Origin of the sequence: Streptomyces sp. NPDC051563 (assembly GCF_044454225.1) — a bacterium.
Classification (GTDB): domain Bacteria; phylum Actinomycetota; class Actinomycetes; order Streptomycetales; family Streptomycetaceae; genus Streptomyces.
Window position 1 is genome coordinate 285,407 of the sequence record NZ_JBITDL010000004.1, and the last position, 18,152, is coordinate 303,558.

At 75.2% G+C, this 18,152-nt stretch carries 14 protein-coding genes and 2 pseudogenes; 6 read left to right on the forward strand and 10 right to left on the reverse strand.

All coding sequences use genetic code 11. From position 1 onward, the window contains the following. Positions 1-771 precede the first annotated feature (771 nt). The 6 genes from ACIA8F_RS07275 to ACIA8F_RS07300 all read left to right on the forward strand — a co-directional run bounded on the left by ACIA8F_RS07275 (position 772) and on the right by ACIA8F_RS07300 (position 9,073). Positions 772-2,355, forward strand: a complete 1,584-nt coding sequence (locus ACIA8F_RS07275) for an ADP-ribosylglycohydrolase family protein (RefSeq protein ID WP_399377252.1) — start codon at positions 772-774, stop codon at positions 2,353-2,355. Then, positions 2,352-3,548 carry an ADP-ribosylglycohydrolase family protein gene (locus tag ACIA8F_RS07280; RefSeq protein ID WP_399377253.1) on the forward strand — a complete coding sequence of 399 codons (1,197 nt, stop codon included), beginning with the start codon at positions 2,352-2,354 and terminating at the stop codon, positions 3,546-3,548. The genes ACIA8F_RS07275 and ACIA8F_RS07280 overlap by 4 nt, the downstream gene beginning before the upstream one ends. A gap of 1,013 nt (positions 3,549-4,561) precedes the next feature. Beyond that, positions 4,562-6,079: an ADP-ribosylglycohydrolase family protein gene (locus ACIA8F_RS07285; protein WP_399377255.1), complete on the forward strand. Its 1,518-nt coding sequence runs from the start codon at positions 4,562-4,564 to the stop codon at positions 6,077-6,079. Further along, positions 6,076-6,981, forward strand: coding sequence for a ribokinase (gene rbsK, locus ACIA8F_RS07290; protein ID WP_399377256.1), 906 nt, complete (start codon positions 6,076-6,078; stop codon positions 6,979-6,981). Before ACIA8F_RS07285 ends, rbsK begins: the two co-directional genes overlap by 4 nt. A gap of 98 nt (positions 6,982-7,079) precedes the next feature. Beyond that, positions 7,080-8,255 (forward strand): CaiB/BaiF CoA transferase family protein, encoded by a 1,176-nt coding sequence (locus ACIA8F_RS07295; protein WP_399377350.1) that lies wholly within the window; start codon positions 7,080-7,082, stop codon positions 8,253-8,255. After that, complete coding sequence (locus tag ACIA8F_RS07300) at positions 8,252-9,073, forward strand: HpcH/HpaI aldolase/citrate lyase family protein (protein ID WP_399377257.1); 822 nt, start codon at positions 8,252-8,254, stop codon at positions 9,071-9,073. Before ACIA8F_RS07295 ends, ACIA8F_RS07300 begins: the two co-directional genes overlap by 4 nt. 361 nt (positions 9,074-9,434) lie before the next feature. Here ACIA8F_RS07300 and lgt read toward each other — a convergent pair. From lgt to ACIA8F_RS07350, 10 genes and pseudogenes are all read right to left on the reverse strand, one after another. Next, positions 9,435-10,241, reverse strand: a pseudogene (lgt, locus tag ACIA8F_RS07305) (prolipoprotein diacylglyceryl transferase); the annotation flags it as partial. Positions 10,242-10,553: 312 nt separating this feature from the next. Next, positions 10,554-11,339, reverse strand: a pseudogene (locus ACIA8F_RS07310) (DsbA family protein); the annotation flags it as partial. 161 nt (positions 11,340-11,500) lie between these two features. Continuing rightward, on the reverse strand, positions 11,501-12,313 hold the full coding sequence (gene trpA / locus ACIA8F_RS07315) for a tryptophan synthase subunit alpha (RefSeq protein ID WP_399377258.1): 813 nt from the start codon (positions 12,311-12,313) through the stop codon (positions 11,501-11,503). After that, positions 12,310-13,575 carry a tryptophan synthase subunit beta gene (gene trpB / locus ACIA8F_RS07320; RefSeq protein WP_399377259.1) on the reverse strand — a complete coding sequence of 422 codons (1,266 nt, stop codon included), beginning with the start codon at positions 13,573-13,575 and terminating at the stop codon, positions 12,310-12,312. Before trpB ends, trpA begins: the two co-directional genes overlap by 4 nt. 196 nt (positions 13,576-13,771) lie before the next feature. After that, positions 13,772-13,981 carry a tryptophan biosynthesis modulator TrpM gene (gene trpM, locus ACIA8F_RS07325; protein ID WP_254383616.1) on the reverse strand — a complete coding sequence of 70 codons (210 nt, stop codon included), beginning with the start codon at positions 13,979-13,981 and terminating at the stop codon, positions 13,772-13,774. Positions 13,982-13,990: 9 nt separating this feature from the next. After that, on the reverse strand, positions 13,991-14,800 hold the full coding sequence (trpC, locus tag ACIA8F_RS07330) for an indole-3-glycerol phosphate synthase TrpC (RefSeq protein WP_250743801.1): 810 nt from the start codon (positions 14,798-14,800) through the stop codon (positions 13,991-13,993). 162 nt (positions 14,801-14,962) lie between these two features. Beyond that, complete coding sequence (locus ACIA8F_RS07335) at positions 14,963-15,433, reverse strand: DUF2752 domain-containing protein (protein WP_399377260.1); 471 nt, start codon at positions 15,431-15,433, stop codon at positions 14,963-14,965. Positions 15,434-15,496: 63 nt separating this feature from the next. After that, the gene (locus tag ACIA8F_RS07340; protein ID WP_399377261.1) at positions 15,497-15,748 is read right to left on the reverse strand and encodes an HGxxPAAW family protein; all 252 of its coding nucleotides are present in this window, start codon (positions 15,746-15,748) and stop codon (positions 15,497-15,499) included. Positions 15,749-15,968: 220 nt separating this feature from the next. Next, the gene (locus tag ACIA8F_RS07345) at positions 15,969-16,643 is read right to left on the reverse strand and encodes a TIGR02234 family membrane protein (RefSeq protein WP_399377262.1); all 675 of its coding nucleotides are present in this window, start codon (positions 16,641-16,643) and stop codon (positions 15,969-15,971) included. Between the two features lie 14 nt (positions 16,644-16,657). After that, positions 16,658-18,148 carry an anthranilate synthase component I gene (locus ACIA8F_RS07350; protein WP_399377263.1) on the reverse strand — a complete coding sequence of 497 codons (1,491 nt, stop codon included), beginning with the start codon at positions 18,146-18,148 and terminating at the stop codon, positions 16,658-16,660. Between the last annotated feature and the right edge of the window lie 4 nt (positions 18,149-18,152).

Sequence of the window (18,152 nt, forward strand, 5' to 3'; positions counted from 1 at the left end):
AGCCCGGAGAGCGACAGCCTGGGCGGGCCGGAACCGCAGGGCAGTGCCCCGACCAGGCCGGACCCACAGGCTGACGTCCCGACCGGGCGTAGCCCGGAGAGCGACAGCCTGGGCGGGCCGGAACCGCAGGGCAGTGCCCCGACCAGGCCGGACCCACAGGCTGACGTCCCGACCGGGCGCAGCCCGGAGAGCGACAGCCTGGGCGGGCCGGAACCGCAGGGCAGTGCCCCGACCAGGCCGGACCCACAGGCTGACGTCCCGACCGGGCGCAGCCCTGAAAACGACACCCCGGGCGGGCCGGACCCACGAGCTGACGCCCCGACCGGGCGCAGCCCGGAGGACGACACCCTGGGCGGGTCGGACCCACAGGGCGGTGCCCCCTCGGGGGGCGCCCCGGAGGGCGAACACCCGGCCGGGGTGGCGCCCGGTGGCGGTGCGGAGTCCCGGACCGTGCGCGGTACGGCGATCCCGGGGGGCGCGGGGATGCCGGATGCCGCTGGCGGCCGGGAGGTGTCCGGGGAGCCGGGCGGGTCCGCCGCCGCGGACGGCCGGCCCGGGCCGGGGTGGGGGGCGGGCACGCCGGTGCCCGAGTTCCGGCGCGCCGCGACCGCGGTACGGGGCACCCCCGGGGCGCCGGTCCGGGGGCCCGGGGGCCTGCCCCCGGTTTCGGGAAGGGGCGGGTACGGGGAGAGTCCCCCCGGCCCGCAGCCGGCCCGCGCAGGGCACGACGCCCCGGCGCGCACGCAGGTCCGTACCCCCGATGCGGCGGACGTGCCCGGCCTCGCACCCCTGGGCGGCGCCCCCGCGAGCACCTTCGGCCGGGGCACCCGGGCGAGCGGGAACGCGGAGCCCCGCACCGCCCCCGCGCACGCCACGCCGGGCCCGCTCGCCGCCCCGCCGCACGCACCGGCCCACACGGCCCCATCCGAGGCACGGGCCACCCCCGGCACCGGCGCGTCGGCCCGCGCCCAGGAACCCACCGCCGGGCCGCAGGCCACCCCGGGCCCGCTCACCGCACCACCGGGGCCCTGGACCGCCTCCGGAACGTGCGCCACGGCCGGCACCACCGCACCGGAAGCCGGCCCCGGACCCGGCACCCCGGCCCGCACGACCCCGCAGGACGCGCAGCCCCGTACAGCGGCAGCGGCAGCCGCTCCGCTCCCCCAGGCGGCCCCCGGGGCCGCCCCCGCGGGGCCCCGGCGGATCGAGGGGCTGTTGCTCGGGCTCGCCGCGGGCGATGCCGCCGGGTGGCCCGCCGCTCGGCACCGGGCGAGCCGGATGCCCGAGTGGACCCGCCGCCTCACCCGGGAGCTCGACACCTTCGCCGAGCAGAACGCCACCACCACGCTCCCCGTCCCCATCGCCCTCAACCAGCCCCCGGAGCCCCTGCGCCTCGGCCCTTCCGACGACGCCGAGTGGGCGGCCTTCGCCGCCGAGTCCGTGCTGACCGCCGCCGGCGTGCTGCTCAGCGACCTCTCCCGGTCCCGCCGCATGCGCGCCGCCATCGACCTCGCCTGGAACGCGCTGGCCAGCGAGGTCGCGGCGGCGGCGGAACGCGCGCCCGAGGTCGAGTCCGCCGTCCTCCCCCTCCGCGCCCGGATCTCGGTCCGGGCCGGCCTCGGCAACCTCGCCGCCGGCCTGCGGCCGCCCGCCACCGGCCACGACAACCCGCACTACTTCGACGACGCCGCCTGCATCCGTGCCTGCGTCCTCGCCGTCGTCCATCCCGGGGACCCCGGGGCCGCGGCGGACCTCGCGGAGTTCGACGCCCGCTACACCCAGGACGGCGACGGGGTGCACGGTGCCCGCGCCATGGCCGCCGCCATCGCCACCGCCCTCGCGGGCAGCGGAACCTGTACCGCCTCCGACACCGACGCCGCCGTCGACGCAGCCCTCGCGCAGCTCCCGGAGTCCACCGAGATCGGCCGCAACGCCCGGCACGCGGTGAAGCTCGCCCGCGCCGAGACGGCCGGCGGGACCGGCGGGGCCTTCGCGATCGTCCCGCTCCTGGAGCACCAGATCGTCGACCACGTCTACAGCTACGGGATCGCCGCCGCGGAGACCGTCCCCGTGGCCCTCGCCCTCGCGACCGCCGCCCGCGGCCGGGTCGGCGAGGCGGTCCCGGCGGCCGCCTGCCTGTCGCGCGTCGCGGACTCCGCCCCCGCCCTCGCCGGTGCGCTGACCGGCGCCCTCGGCGGCGGCGACTCGCTCCCCGCCGCCTGGCGCGAAGCGTGCCGCACCCTCTCCGGCTGCGCCCTCCCCCGTCTGGCGGGCACCGACCTCGTCGAACTGGCCGCGCTGCTCGCCCGTACGGAACTCACCTCACCCAAGACCCAAGGAAAGCCCCGGACATGACGACCCTGATCCCCGTGAACCCGGACCCGACCCCCGCCACCACCACCACCTCCCCCACCCTGGACGACCGGATCACCGGCGCCCTCGTCGGCGCGGCCGTCGGCGACGCGCTCGGCGGCCCGGTGGAGGGCTGGACCCCGGAAAAGATCGTGGAGCGGCACGGCGGCCGGGTGCGCGGCATCGTCGGCCCGTGGCACGAGGACTGGCGCAACGCCCGCCCGATCGCCCCGTACCACAAGGGCGACGGCCACGTCACCGACGACACCCTGATGACGCACGCGCTGGTACGGGTGTACGAGGCCGTACGGGACCACCTGGACGCGTACGCGATCGCCGAGCACCTGGTCCCGGACCTGATGACGACCCCCCGCTGGATCCCGGAACTGGAGGCGGACGCCCTCCCCCTCCAGCGGATCTTCCTCGCCGAGAAGTGGATCGTGACCCGGCTGCACTACGCGCACGCGGACCCGCGGGAGGCGGGCAACGGCAACATCGTCAACTGCGGTGCGGCCATGTACATGGCGCCGGTCGGCCTCGTCAACGCGGGCAATCCGGCCGGGGCGTACGCGGAGGCCCTGGACGTCACGGGCGCGCACCAGTCCTCGTACGGGCGGGAGGCGGCGGGCGTGTTCGCGGCGGCGGTGGCGGCGGCCTGCATCCCGGGCGCCACGGCGGCCTCGGTGGTCGACACCGCCCTCTCCCTGGCCAAGGACGGCACCCGCGCGGCCATCGCGGCGGTCTGCGAAGTCGCCTCCGGCCACCGGGACTTCGAGTCGGCGCTGGCTCCCTTGCGGGCGGCGGTCGCGCCGTACGACTCGGTCGGCCCGGACTACCGCGCTCCGTCCCTGGGCGCACGCCGCCCCTCCCGCCTGCACTCCATCGAGGAACTCCCGGTCGCGCTCGGCATGTTGCTCGTCGCCGACGGCTGCTACGAGACCTCCGTGCTCGGCGCGGTCAATTACGGCCGCGACTGCGACTCCATCGCGACCATGGCCGGTGCGATCGCGGGAGCCCTGTCGGGCGTTTCCGCCGTCCCGCCCGCCTGGGCGGACCGGGTCGCGGAGGCCAGCCGCCTGGACCTGCACGCCCCGGCGGCGGCCCTCTCCACGGTCACCCGGGAGGTCTTCGCCCGCGACCGCGCCCGCCGCCACACCCACGAAGCCGCCTTCACCACCCTGACGGCCTCCCGATGACCCCTGCCTGCCCGGCGCCCCCGCCGACACCCGCCGACACCGACGCACCCGGGCCCGCCCGCGCCGAGCCGCCCCGGCCCGACACGGAGCCCCGCGGCCCGGCTGCGCTCCCCCAGGGGGCCCGGGGAGCGAGGCCCCACGGCCCGGCTCCGACGCCGACCCCCCCGACCCGAGCCACGCACCCAACGGCTCCGCCACCCCCGCCACTACTACTCGGCCCGCCCCCGTTCCCCCAAGGCACCCCGGGAGCGGCACCCCCTGCCCCTGCCCGGGCCGGAGATTCCCCCACCCCACCCCTTCCCGAAACCCGGGGCAAGCCCCTGGACCCCGCCCTCCCGGCCCCAGCCTCCCGGGCCGGGACCGCGACCGAGACCCCGACCGAGGCCGGAACCGAGGCCGGGCCCGGGACCAACGCCGGGGCCGGGGCCAAGACCGGGTCCGGGCCCGGAGCCGGGCCTAAGGCCGGGGCCGGACCCGGGGCCGGGCCCGGGACCAAGACCAGGGCCGGGGCCGGACCCGGAGCCGGGGCCGAGGCCGGGCCCAAGACTGGACCTGGACCTGGACCCGCGCCCGGACCCAAAACCGGGGCCGGGGGCGGGACCCGGCCGGGTAGCAAGGCCGGCGCCGAGGCCGACCACGGCGCCGGCTCCGGAGCCGTCCGGCTGACCTGGGTTCAGCCCGAGGACCTGGTCGGCCACGAGTTCCGGCAGGCCGTCGAGGACGGCCGCGGGGAGGCCGCGGAGCCGCTGCTGCGCGTCTGGCTCGCGGCGGGCGGCCACCTCGCCCCGGCCCGGGCGGGCGCCTCGCCCACCCCGGCCCCGCCGGAACTCCGAGCCCTGGCCACCGACCTCCTGACGGCCCTGGCCGCCCTCCCTGCCCCCTCGGCCTCCACCGGACCCGCCCGGCCGCCCGGAAGCACCCTGGCCGTGCTCTCCCACGCATCCGAAGGCACGGCTCCCGAACAGGCCCCGCTCCCGCCCGAAGGGCCGGGCTCTGCACCGGGGTCCAGGGGCTTGCCCCTGGTTTCGGGAAGGGGCGGGGTGGGGGAACTCTCCCCCGCCGAAGCCGAGGCCGGAGCCGGTTCCAGGCCCGGCCCCGCACTCCGTCCCCGGCCCGGCGCCGCGCTCAGCCCCGAGCCGGGATACGGGCCCAGCCCCGGTTCCACGCCCAGCCCCGGTTCCGGGCCCGGGCGCGGAACCGGGCCCGGGCATGACTCCGGACCTGGGCATGCCTCCGGGCCCGGGCATGCCTCCGGCCCCAGGCATGCCTCCGGCCCCAGGCACGACTCCGGGCCCCGCCATGACTCCGGGCCCCGCCATGACTCCGGGCCCCGCCATGCCTCCGGCCCCAGGCACGGCTCCGGGCCCAGGCAGGACTCCGCGAGCCCGGGCTCCGCTGTGGCCGCAGCAGCCGCCGTGGCCGCACCAGCCGCCGCAGGCGGCCCCGCCCCCGACCCCGACCCCGCCCTGCGTCGCAGGCTGGAGGCCGCATGGCTCGGCCGGGCCGTCGGGTGTGTGCTCGGGAAGCCCGTGGAGAAGCTGCCGCTGGAGGGGATCCGGGCGCTGGCCCGGGCCGCCGGGAACTGGCCGCTCGGGGACTGGTTCACCGAGCGCGGCGTACCGCCGGAGGTGCTCGCCGCCCACCCCTGGAACCGCCGCTCCGCCCCCACCTCCCTCGCCGAGAACATCGACGGCACTCCCGAGGACGACGACCTCAACTACCCCCTCCTCGGCCTGCTCCTCCTCCAGCGCCACGGCAAGGGCTTCACCACCGCCGACGTCGGTCGGCTCTGGCTCGACGAGCTGCCGGCCGGCCGGACGTTCACCGCCGAGCGGGTCGCGTACCGCAATCTGCTCCTCGGGCTGGAGCCCCCGCTCACCGCCACCCACCACAACCCGTTCCGCGAATGGATCGGCGCCCTGATCCGCGCCGACGTCCACGGCTGGACCAACCCGGGCGATCCGGCCGCCGCCGCGGCCCAGGCGCACCGGGACGCCGCCCTCACCCACACCGGCAACGGCGCCCACGCCGCCGCGTTCGTGGCCGCGGCCACCGCCACCGCGGCCACCGGCCGGGCCGATGTGCACACCGCGCTCCGGGCCGGCCTGGCCGCCGTACCGCCGGGCTCCCGCCTCGCCGAGGCCGTCCGCTTCGGGATCCGCGGCGCCTCGGACGCGTACGCCACCGACGCCGGCTTCGATACCGTCGTCGATCTGCTCCACGCCCGCTACGGCCACTACCACTGGGTCCATGCCGTGCCCAACACCGCCGTGATCGCCGCCGCCCTCACCCACGCCGACGGGGACTTCGGCCGCTCCGTCTGCCGCGCCGTGTCCGGCGGCTGGGACACCGACTCCAACGGCGCCACCGCCGGCGCCCTCGCCGGACTGGTCGCCGGCTCCGCCGACGCCCTCCCGCACCGCTGGACCGCCCCGCTGAAGAACCGCCTCGCCACCAGCGTCCCCGGCTTCGACGGCATCGGCTTCGACACCCTCGCCCACCTCACCGCACAGGAGGCAGCCCGCTCATGACGGCCATCGCCGTGCTCGGCAGTACCAACATGGACCTCGTCGCCTACGTCCCCAAGGCCCCCCGCCTCGGGGAGACCGTCACCGGCCGCTCCTTCCGCACCGTGCCCGGCGGAAAGGGCGCCAACCAGGCCGTCGCCGCGGCCCGTTCGGGCGGGGAGGTGGTGATGATCGGCGCGGTCGGGGCCGACGAGTTCGGCATCCGGCTGCGTGCCGCGCTCGCCGCCGCCGGGGTCGAGACGGCGGCCCTGCGCACCGTCGAGGGCGCCAGCGGCACCGCGCACATCACCGTGGACGACGAGGGCGGCAACAGCATCATCGTCATCCCCGGCGCCAACGCCCGCGTCACCTCCCTGGAACCGGGCGACGCCGCCAGCATCGGCGCCGCCGACTCCCTGCTCCTCCAGCTCGAACTGCCCCTGGAGGCCGTGCTCGCGGGCGCCCTCGCCGCCCGTGCCCACGGGGTACGGACCATCCTCACCCCGGCCCCCGCCCAGCCGCTGCCCGCCGAACTCCTGGCCGCCACCGATCTGTTGGTGCCCAACGAGCACGAGGCCACCGCACTCACCGGGCTCACCGACGTGCACCTGGCCGCGGCGGCCCTGCTCCAGGACGTGCCGGAGGTGGTCGTCACCCTGGGCGCCGCCGGGGTGCTCCACGCCGCCCGCGGCCGCGAGCCGCTGTCCGTGCCCGCGCCGCGCGTACGGGCCGTGGACACCACCGCCGCCGGTGACACCTTCGTCGGGGCGCTCGCGGTGGCCCTGGGCGAGGGCCGGCCGATGCCCGAGGCCCTGCGCTGGGCCTCGGCGGCCGCCGCCCTGTCCGTCCAGCGCCCCGGTGCCCAGGACTCGATGCCGGCCCGCTCCCAGACCGATGCCTTCGCCCGCTCCGGAGCCGCCTCGTGACCCCCGCCGGCCGGGCCGCCACCGACCCCGGGACGGACCCCGGGGCCCACACCGGCACCGGCACCGACACCGACACCGGCACCGCCGCCGTCCCGCCCCTGCACGGGCTCCGCGTCCTCGACCTCGCCACCCTCTTCGCCGGCCCCCTCGCCGCCACCCTCCTCGGCGACTTCGGCGCCGAGGTCGTCAAGGTCGAGCACCCGACCCGCCCCGACCCCTCCCGCGGCCACGGCCCCGCCAAGGACGGCATCGGCCTCTGGTGGAAGCTCCTGGGCCGCAACAAGCGGACGATGACCCTCGATCTGTCCACCCCCGGCGGCCGGGACACCCTGTTGCGCCTGGCCGCCACCGCCGACGTGGTGATCGAGAACTTCCGCCCCGGAACCCTGGAGCGCTGGGGTCTGGGCTGGCCCGAGCTGTCGGCCGCGAACCCGCGGCTGATCCTGACCCGCGTGACGGCCTTCGGCCAGGAGGGCCCGTACGCCCACCGCCCCGGCTTCGGCACCCTCGCGGAGGCGATGAGCGGCTTCGCGGCGATCACCGGGGAGCCGGAGGGGCCGCCGACCCTGCCGCCGTTCGGGCTCGCGGACTCGATCGCCGCGCTGACCACCGCGTACGCCGTGATGGCGGCGCTCGCCGGGCGCGATCGCACCGGGCACGGGCAGGTGGTGGACCTGGCGATCATCGAGCCGATCCTGACCGTCCTGGGACCGCACCCGCTCTGGTACGACCAGCTCGGCTACGTCCAGCCGCGCACCGGCAACCGTTCCACGAACAACGCCCCCCGCAACACGTACCGCAGTCTGGACGGCCGCTGGCTGGCGGTCTCCACCTCCGCCCAGTCCATCGCGGAGCGCGTGATGCGGCTCGTGGGGCGGCCGGAACTGATCTCCGAGCCCTGGTTCGGCTCGGGGGCCGGCCGGGCCGGCCACGCGGACGTGCTCGACGAGGCGGTCGGCGGCTGGATCGCCCGCCACAAGGCGGACGAGGTGACGGCCGCCTTCGAGGAGGCCGAGGCCGCGGTCGCGCTGGTCTACGACGTACGGGACGTCATGGCCGATCCGCAGTACGCGGCCCTGGACACCATCACCGAGGTCGAGGACCCGGAACTGGGCCCGATCCGCATGCAGAACGTCCTCTTCCGGCTCTCGGACACCCCGGGCGCCATCCGCTGGGCGGGCCGCCCGCACGGCGCGGACACCGATGCCGTCCTCGCCGAGATCGGCCTCTCCCCGGCCGAGATCACCGCACTGCGCACGGAAGGAGCCCTATGATCCTGACCTGGCTCTACGTACCCGGCGACCGCCCCGAGGTGGTGTCCAAGGCCCTGCACGCCGGGGCCGACGCCGTCATCGTGGACCTGGAGGACGCGGTGTCGGCCTCCCGCAAGGAGTACGCCCGCGCCGCCACCGCCGAACTGCTCGGCGACCGGCATCCGGTCCCGGTCCACGTACGCGTCAACGCCCTGGACTCCCCCTGGGGCGGCGCCGACCTCAGCGCGCTGGGCGGGCTGCACGGCCTCGCCGGGCTGCGCCTGCCGAAGATCTCCGCGCCGGAGCAGATCGCCACCACCGCCGACCGCGCCCCCGGGGTGGCCCTCTACGCCCTGCTCGAATCGGCGATCGGCGTGGAACGGGCCTACGACATCGCCCGCGCGCATCCCGCCCTGCGCGGCCTGTCCTTGGGCGAGGCCGATCTACGGGCCGACCTGGGCGTCACCGCGGAGTCGGGCCTGGACTGGCCGCGCTCCCGGGTGGTGGTCGCGGCCCGCGCGGCCGGGCTGGCGCCGCCGGCCCAGTCGGTGTTCCCCGACATCCGGAACCTGGAGGCGCTGGCGGCCTCCTGCGCCCGGGGCCGGGCCCTCGGCTTCCTGGGCCGCGCTGCGATCCATCCGCGCCAGCTCCCGGTGATCGAGCGGGCCTACCTGCCCGGCCCGGCGGAGGTCAGCGCCGCCGAGGAGATCGTGGCCGCGGCCCGCCGCACCCCCGGCGCGGTGGCCCTCCCCGACGGCCGCTTCGTCGACCCGGCGATGCTGGCGGGCGCGGAACGAGTCGTGGCCCTGTCCCGCCGCGACGCACCGGTGCTGTCCTGACCCGGCGCACGCGAAAACGGGAGGGGCGCCGCGCGGTGTGCGCGGCGCCCCTCCCGTTCGACCGTTGCTCCGGTCAGAGCTTCTTGGCCCCGGGGACCTCGGCCGCGGCCTTGTCCTTACCGTCGGCTACGGCTTCACCCTCGGCGTCCACCCGCGCGGCATCGGCCGCGGCGTCGGCCGTGACCTCGTCCCCGTCCTCGGCAGTGACCTCGCCCGCAGGCTTGTCCCCTGCCTTGGTGTCCGCCTTTGCGCCGGCCTCGTCCTTGGACATGGCCTCCTTGGACGTGGCCTCGTCACCCTCGGCTGCGGCGTCCCCGGCCGGGGTGTCCCCGTCCTTGGCGCCGGCCACGGCGCCGGTGTCCGGCTCGACGACCTCCTCGCGGCCCGGCCGCAGCTTCGCCGACAGCACCAGGTAGACCACGGCGAGCACGAAGACGACGATCGAGGTCCACACGTTGAGCCGCAGGCCCAGGATGTGGTGCGCCTCGTCGACCCGCATGTACTCGATCCAGCCGCGGCCCACGCAGTACGCGGCGACGTACAGCGCGAACGCGCGCCCGTGTCCGAGCCTGAAGCGGCGGTCCGCCCAGATCACGAGCAGGGCGACACCGATGCACCAGAGGGACTCGTAGAGGAAGGTCGGGTGGTAGGTCCCGGCGACCCGGTTCGGGCCGTCGCTGATCTTCACCGCCCACGGCAGGTCGGTGGCGCGGCCGTAGAGCTCCTGGTTGAACCAGTTGCCCCAGCGTCCGCAGGCCTGGGCCAGCGCGATGCCGGGGGCCAGGGCGTCGGCCCAGGCCGGCAGCGGGATGCCGCGCCGGCGACAGCCGATCCAGGCACCGACCGCGCCCAGCGCGATGGCGCCCCAGATGCCGAGGCCGCCCTCCCAGATCTTGAAGGCGCCGACCCAGTCGCGGCCCTCGCCGAAGTAGAGCTGGTAGTCGGTGATCACGTGGTAGAGGCGACCGCCGACGAGGCCGAACGGCACGGCCCACACGGCGATGTCCGCGACCGTGCCCGGCTTACCGCCGCGCGCGATCCAGCGCTTGTTGCCGAGCCAGACGGCGACGAAGACGCCGATGATGATGCAGAACGCGTAGCCGCGCAGCGGGATCGGCCCGAGATGGAGCACGCCCGTCGACGGACTGGGAATGAAGGCAAGGTTCATGGCAAGAGCCGACGCTACCTTGCCGGACGGTGGGGACCGCAACCCGCCCGGCAAGCTGCTGCCGAATCGAGACGGCTCTCAGTGGTCCATGGGCATCCCGGCGTGGTCCGGCGAGGCGTCGGCCGAGCCCGAACCGCCGGTGGCCGACCGTCCCGCCGAGCGGGCCGCGGAGGCCGAGGGCGTGGCCGTGCGGCCGGAGGAGGCCTTCCCCGAGCCCGACGCGGACGGCGACGGCGACCCGGACTTGGCCGGTGCACCGGATGCCGACGCCGACGCCGATGCCGACGGGGAGCCCTTCACCCCGCCGGGGCCGCCCTTGCCGGCCGCCTCCACCTTCTCCTTCAGCTTCTGCGGGGTCAGCGGGTTGGCCTGGTCGGCGAAGATGTCCGTGCCGTCGAGCAGCACGGTCGGGGTGCCGCGGAACTTGCCCGCGCGGAAGGCGTCCTGCGACTTGTTCACCCAGCTGTCGTGCGTGCCGTCCTCGACGCAGGTGCGGAAGGCGGGGGTGTCCAGGCCGTCGACCTTCCCGGCCAGCTCCAGCAGCTTGGCGTTCTTGCCGTAGGCGTCGTTGGTCTCCTCGGGCTGGTTCTCGAAGAGCACGTCGTGGTACGGGGAGAACTTCCCGGCGTCCTGGGCGCAGGCCGCGGCGTTGGCGCCCTTGAGGGAGCCGCTGCCGCCCATGTTCCCGTCGATGAGGGTGACGAGGTGGTACTCGACCTTGAGGAGGCCCTTGGCCTCCAGCTCGTGGATGGTGTCGCGGTAGTTGGTCTCGAAGGCCTTGCAGGCCGGGCAGCGGAAGTCCTCCCACACGGTCAGCGTGGAGGGGGCCTCGTCCTTCCCGGTCTGGATGGCGAGCGCGTCCTTGCCCGTGGCCCCCGACGGGGCGACCGCCGGGCCGCCCTTCGCGGAGGACCCGCCCTTGCCGGTGTTCGCCGCGATCAGGCCGACGACGGCCGCCAGCCCGAGCACGCCGACCACCGCCGCCGACACGACGAGGGTCCGCCGTCGCTTGTCCTTGGCCTTCTGCCGCTCGCGCTCCACCTGGAGTCGCTCGCGGGCCGATCGTTTCGTCGCATCGCGGTTCGCACCGTCGTTCATGTCGCTCACGTTCGGCCAAACGAAGCAGGGAGGCACTCTCGTGCCTCCCTGCCCCTACTTCCACCCGATCGGGCTACGGAACCCGCTCAGGGGTCCGTCTGCCCGATCGAACGCGCCGCCCGCGGGCCCCGGCGCGCACGCCCGGGCCCCCGGCGCACGCTTCAGCTCCGGCGCACGCCCTCGGCGAGCTCGCCCGCCAGCGCCTGCACGGCGGCCAGCCCGGCGGGCAGGTCCGGCGCGTCGAGCAGCAGCTTCACGAAGGCGGAGCCGACGATCACGCCGTCGGCGAAGCCCGCGACCTCCTTGGCCTGGGCGGCGTTGGAGACGCCCAGTCCCACGCAGACCGGCAGGTCGCTGGTGGCGCGGGTACGGGCGACCAGGTCGGCCGCCTGGTTGCCGACGGACTCGCGCGTGCCGGTGACGCCCATGAGCGAAGCGGCGTAGACGAAGCCGGAACCGGCCGCCGTGATGGTGGCGAGGCGCTCGTCCTTGCTGCTGGGAGCCACGACGAAGACGGTCGCCAGACCGTGCTTGGCCGCGTGCTCGCGCCACAGCGCGGACTCCTGGACGGGCAGGTCGGGCAGGATACAGCCGGCGCCGCCCGCCTCGGCGAGCTCGGCGGTGAACCGCTCGACGCCGTAGCGGTCGATCGGGTTCCAGTACGTCATGACCAGGATCGGGGCGCCGGTGGCCTCGTACGCCTCGCGGACGGTCCGCAGGGTGTCCGCGATCTTGACTCCGCCGCGCAGGGCGATGTCGTCGGCGGTCTGGATGATGGCGCCGTCCAGGACCGGGTCGCTGTGCGGGAGGCCGATCTCGACCACGTCCGCGCCGCCGGCGATGACGGCCTTGACGGCCTCGATGGCCCCGTCCACGGTCGGGAAGCCCGCCGGGAGGTAGGCGACGAGGGCCGCGCGGTCCTCGGACTTGGCCTTGGCGAGGGTGGCCGAGAGGAGTTCGATGGTGCCGCTCACTTGGTCTCCCCCTCGGCAGCGCCGGTGGTCTCGGCGTCGTACAGGTCGAAGTAGCGGGCGGCGGTGTCCATGTCCTTGTCGCCGCGGCCCGAGAGGTTGACGACGATCAGCCCGTCATTGCCGAGCTCCTTGCCGAGGTCCAGGGCGCCGGCGAGGGCGTGCGCGGACTCGATGGCCGGGATGATGCCCTCGGTGCGGGACAGCAGGCGCAGGGCCTGCATGGCCTGGTCGTCGGTGACCGCACGGTACTCGGCGCGGCCGGCGTCCTTGAGGTAGGAGTGCTCGGGGCCGATGCCCGGGTAGTCCAGACCGGCCGAGATGGAGTACGGCTCGGTGATCTGGCCCTCCTCGTCCTGCAGGACGTAGGAGCGCGATCCGTGCAGGATGCCCGGCTCGCCCGCGGTCAGCGTCGCCGCGTGCTCGCCGGTCTCGACCCCGTGTCCGGCGGGCTCGAAGCCGACCAGGCGGACGTCGGCGTCCGGGATGAAGGCGTGGAACAGGCCGATGGCGTTGGAGCCGCCGCCGACGCAGGCCGCGACCGCGTCGGGGAGGCGCCCGGTGCGCTCCAGGATCTGGCGGCGGGCCTCGACGCCGATGACCCGGTGGAAGTCGCGGACCATCGCGGGGAACGGGTGCGGGCCCGCGACCGTGCCGAAGAGGTAGTGGGTGCGGTCCACGTTGGCGACCCAGTCGCGGAACGCCTCGTTGATGGCGTCCTTCAGGGTCCGGGAGCCGGACTTCACCGCGATGACCTCGGCGCCGAGCATCCGCATCCGGGCCACGTTCAGGGCCTGGCGCTGGGTGTCGATCTCGCCCATGTAGATCGTGCACTCGAGGCCGAACAGGGCGCAGGCGGTGGCGGTGGCCACGCCGTGCTGGCCGGCGCCGGTCTCGGCGATGACGCGGGTCTTGCCCATGCGCTTGGTGAGCAGCGCCTGGCCCAGCACGTTGTTGATCTTGTGCGAGCCGGTGTGGTTCAGGTCCTCGCGCTTGAGGAAGATCCGCGCCCCGCCCGCGTGCCCGGCGAACCGCGGCACCTCGGTCAGGGAGCTGGGACGGCCGGTGTAGTTGACCATCAGGTCGTCGAGCTCGGCCGCGAAGGCCGGGTCGCCCTTGGCCTTCTCGTACTCGACGGCGACCTCGTCCACGGCGGCGACGAGCGCCTCCGGGATGAACTTGCCGCCGAAGTCGCCGAAGTAGCCCTCGGCGTTGGGGAGGTGACCCTCGGGGTCCGGGATGAAGAAACTGCTGGCGCTGGACATGCCCAGGTACTCCTACGGATGCGACGCGGATGTCTTCACCGTATTGCGCCGTCCGCCCGCGATGCGCACACCCCGCTGGGGCATGGGCGTACGAGGGTGCGGAGCGGCCCGCCCCGGAGCCGGCGGCTCGGGGGAACGGACCGTGACGGGACGCCGACGGGCGCGGTGTACGGAGTACACCGTCCGGCGGGTCCCGCTACGACGCGGCTCCGGGTCGCCATCGCATGCCGTTGACCTGACCGGGCTCGGAGCCGATCACGTACCGGACCCGCCGCCCGCGCACGCGCCGGGCCGGGGCGCGGCAGCCGCGAGGGCGGCAGCCGCGCGCCAGGGGCGCGTGCGCCGTCGGCACGCCGGCCAGGCCGGAGCCCGGTCGGGTGCGGACGGAGGGGCGGTTTCGGGCCATGGGTGCGGGTCAGCTCCGCCCGTGGCGCAGGGCGGGGTGGGCGCCGGCGGCGACGAGGTCGGCCACGGCCGCCTTCGGGTCGCGGCCGGTCACCAGGGACTCCCCGACGAGGACGGCGTCCGCGCCCTCGTTCGCATAGGCGATCAGGTCGTGCGGCCCGCGGATGCCGGACTCGGCAACCTTGACGATGTGGGCCGGGATCTCGCCGACGATCCGCTCGAAGGTGGAGCGGTCGACCTTGAGGTCCTTCAGGTTGCGGGCGTTGACGCCGATGATCTTGGCGCCCGCCGCGACCGCACGCTCGATCTCCTCCTCGTCGTGGACCTCGACGAGCGGGGTGAGGCCGATGGACTCGGCCCGCTCGATGAGGGAGACGAGGGCCTCCTGCTCCAGGGCCGCGACGATCAGCAGCACGAGGTCGGCGCCGTAGGCGCGGGCCTCCCACAGCTGGTACGCCGTGACGATGAAGTCCTTGCGCAGGATCGGGATGTCCACGCGGGCGCGGACGGCCTCCAGGTCGGCCAGCGAGCCACCGAAACGGCGCTGCTCGGTGAGGACGGAAATGACCGCCGCACCGCCCGCTTCGTAGTCGGCGGCGAGCCCGGCCGGATCGGCGATGGCGGCCAGCGCACCCTTGGAGGGGCTGGAACGCTTGACCTCGCAGATCACCTTGACGCTGTCGCCGCGCAGGGCAGCGACGCCGTCCTTGGCCTGGGGCGCCTTGGCGGCACGCTCCTTGAGCTCGTCGAGGCTGACGCGCGCCTGCCGTTCGGCAAGGTCTTCGCGGACCCCTTCGATGATCTCGTCGAGCACACTCACGCGAGCGGCCCCCTTCCGGGTCGATGACGGTCGGCCGCCTTGCAGACACGTACAACTGCAAGGTCAGCAGTTCAAATGGTATCCGCAGGACGCCTTGCCCTCCGCACGCGGTTGACGGCGTCCCATTAAATGGACATCCGGAATCTTTACTTCAGCTATACCTCAGGGCGCCAGGAAGGAGCCCACGGGCAGGTTCCGGACAACGGAGAAGACCAGGGCCGCCGCACCGATCCCCCACCAGTACACCGGCCGTACGACGAGCCTCGGGCCCGGCACCCCCCGATAGGCGCGAACCAGCCACAGGACCATGAAACCGGCGAAGAAGAAGTAGCCGGCGACCGCCAGTGCATTTGCCCCGATAGCTGTCACGAGATCGCCGTGGGCGAACGCGTGTGCGCTGCGCAGCCCGCCGCAGCCCGGGCACAGGACCCCGGTCAGCCGGAACAGCGGGCAGACCGGATAGTGGCCCGGCTCGTTCGGATCCACGGTCCCCACGTACGCGAGGGCCGCGGCGGCCACCCCCAGCGTGAGCGCCGGACGCGCCAGCCGGCCGGCCCGGGAGACGGGCGCGGGAGGCGGCGCGAGATCGGTCGTTCCAGAGGAGGCGTCCACCCGCTGATTCTCTCCGCTCATGACAAAAGGCGCAGCCCGACAGGGCCGCGCCTTTCGAAGACCCGTGCAACCGCTGCGGCCCGGTCAGACCTTGGCGGCGACCCGGTTCGCGGCGATGACCTCGGCCAGGTCCTGGTGCGCGCCCTTCGGCGCGCCCATGCCCGCGGCCTTCATCGCCAGGCCGACGACACCGCCGATGGCGACGACGACGAGACCCGCCCAGAAGCCCAGCGGGTTCGCCAGCACCATGAAGGCGCCGGAGATGCAGAAACCGATGAAGGCGATGATGACACCGGTCCAGGCGGCCGGGGTGTGTCCGTGGCTAGTGCCCGCCATGAGTTGCTCCTCGTACTCGGGTGTGCTCTGTCGCACGCCGCACGTGCTGTGTCGAACGGTGCTGTGCCGAACGCTCGATGGTCATTGTCCCGCACCGGGCGACGACCTCGTTCACGGGGTCGGCTCCGGGTCAGGGGGGCCGGATCCGGGGGTCCGGGCGGTCCGGTCCGGCGGTCCCGGGCGGTCCGGTCAGGCGGTCCCGGGCGGTCCGGTCCGGGGTTCAGCGGGCCGGGTCCGGGCCGGTGGGGTCCTCGCCCCGGTCCAGAGCCTTCCACAGGTCCTCCGGCCGGTCCGGATCCACCACGGCCGTCTTGCGGGGACGCGGGCTGCCGTCACGCTCGTAGCGGCCGCCCATGGCGGGCCAGGCGCTCCCGAAGCGCAGCGCGAGCAGTCCCGCCAGCAGGATCAGCGCCCCGCCGACGGCCGTGACGTAGGGCCACGCCGTATGGGTCAGGTCCGCCACATGGGCCGCGGTGTCGGCCGTCGTACGGGCCGCCTCCGCGTCCAGGGCGCGCCTGCCGTCCGCGTTCGCCAGCGCGGCCGCCCCCGCGCCCAGGCCGCTCAGTGCGAGCAGCGCCGAGACCAGCAGCCGGCTCCTGCCGCGTACGGCGAAGACGGCGACCAGGGCGGCGAGCCCGACGATGGCCAGGGCGGCGGGCAGGCCGGTGACGGCCCGCCCGTCTGCGGTCACCGGCAGCGAGCCGCCGCCGATGGCGGCGACGCCCCGGGCCCAGACGCGGCCGGAGGCGAGCAGGACGACGGTGGCGCCGAGCGCGCCGAGCAGCAGGGCGGCGGCCACGCTGCGGCGGCCGCCGCGGCCCGAGGGGGCCTCGGGCTCGGCGGCGGCATCGGCGTGTTCGGTTCGGGGCGGGGGTACGGCACTCACGTACCCCACTATCCCCTACCGGCTCAGGCGCCGTGGAGGCGGTTCGCCGCAGCCACCGCGCGGAGCACCGCTGCGGCCTTGTTGCGGCACTCGGCGTCCTCCAGCTCGGGCACCGAGTCGGCGACGACCCCGGCGCCGGCCTGCACGTACGCCTTCCCGTCGCGCAGCAGCGCGGTGCGGATGGCGATGGCGGTGTCGGAGTCCCCGGCGAAGTCGAGGTAGCCGACGCAGCCGCCGTAGAGCCCTCGGCGGGTGGGCTCCAGCTCCTCGATGATCTGCATGGCGCGCGGCTTGGGCGCGCCGGACAAGGTGCCGGCCGGGAAGCAGGCGGTGAGCACGTCGAAGGCGCTCTTGCCCTCGGCTACGCGCCCGGTGACGGTGGAGACGATGTGCATGACGTGCGAGTACCGCTCGATGCTCATGAAGTCGACGACCTCCACCGAGCCCGGCTCGCAGACCCGGCCGAGGTCGTTGCGGCCGAGGTCGACGAGCATGAGGTGCTCGGCGCGCTCCTTGGGGTCGGCCAGCAGTTCGTCGGCGAGCTCGTTGTCCTGCTGCGGGGTGGCGCCCCGGTGCCGGGTGCCGGCGATGGGGTGGACCATGGCCCGCCCGTCCTCGACCTTGACCAGTGCCTCGGGGCTGGACCCGACGACGTCGAAGCCGTTCTCGAAGCGGAAGAGGTACATGTACGGGGAGGGGTTGGTGGCCCGCAGTACCCGGTACACGTCGAGCGCGGAGGCGCTGCACGGGGTCTCGAACCGCTGCGAGGGCACCACCTGGAAGGCCTCGCCGGCCCGGATCCGCTCCTTCACGTCCTCGACGGCCGCCTGGTACTTGCTCCCGCCCCACAGAGCGGAGTACTCGGGCAGCTCGGAGGCGGGCAGCGGCATCGGCGCGTACGGGGCGGGCCGCGCGAGGTCGGCCTCCATGGCGTCGAGCCGGGCCACCGCGTCCTCGTACGCCTCGTCCACGCCGGCGGCGAGGTCGTTGTGGTTGATGGCGTTGGCGATGAGCTGGACGGTGCCGTCCCAGTGGTCCAGGACCGCCAGGTCGGAGGTGAGCAGCATCGTCAGCTCGGGCAGCTGGAGGTCGTCCTCGGTGTGCTCGCCGATGCGCTCCAGGCGGCGCACGATGTCGTAGCCGAGGTAGCCGACCATGCCGCCGGTGAAGGGCGGCATCCCGGAGGCCAGGTCCCGGGGGGTGTGCAGGGCCTCCACGGTCTGCCGCAGGGCCTCCAGGGGATCGCCGGAGGTCGGGACGCCGACGGGCGGGGTGCCGATCCAGTGGGCCTCGCCGTCACGGACCGTGAGGGTGGAGGCGCTGCGGACGCCGACGAAGGAGTACCGCGACCAGGAGCGGCCGTTCTCGGCGGACTCCAGGAGGAACGTCCCGGGGCGTTCGGCTGCGAGCTTGCGGTAGAGCCCGACGGGCGTGTCACCGTCCGCCAGCAGCTTGCGGCTGACGGGGATGACGCGGCGGTCGGCCGCGAGCTTGCGGAACGTCTCAAGATCCATGGCG

Bases quoted from the DNA above. Each gene is read 5' to 3' on its own strand.
- ACIA8F_RS07350 (WP_399377263.1), bottom strand. From the start codon at position 18,148: ATGGATCTTGAGACGTTCCGCAAGCTCGCGGCCGACCGCCGCGTCATC.
- ACIA8F_RS07340 (WP_399377261.1), bottom strand. From the start codon at position 15,748: ATGGCGGGCACTAGCCACGGACACACCCCGGCCGCCTGGACCGGTGTC.
- ACIA8F_RS07335 (WP_399377260.1), bottom strand. From the start codon at position 15,433: ATGAGCGGAGAGAATCAGCGGGTGGACGCCTCCTCTGGAACGACCGAT.
- trpM (WP_254383616.1), bottom strand. From the start codon at position 13,981: ATGGCCCGAAACCGCCCCTCCGTCCGCACCCGACCGGGCTCCGGCCTG.
- rbsK (WP_399377256.1), top strand. From the start codon at position 6,076: ATGACGGCCATCGCCGTGCTCGGCAGTACCAACATGGACCTCGTCGCC.
- trpB (WP_399377259.1), bottom strand. From the start codon at position 13,575: ATGTCCAGCGCCAGCAGTTTCTTCATCCCGGACCCCGAGGGTCACCTC.
- ACIA8F_RS07300 (WP_399377257.1), top strand. From the start codon at position 8,252: ATGATCCTGACCTGGCTCTACGTACCCGGCGACCGCCCCGAGGTGGTG.
- ACIA8F_RS07280 (WP_399377253.1), top strand. From the start codon at position 2,352: ATGACGACCCTGATCCCCGTGAACCCGGACCCGACCCCCGCCACCACC.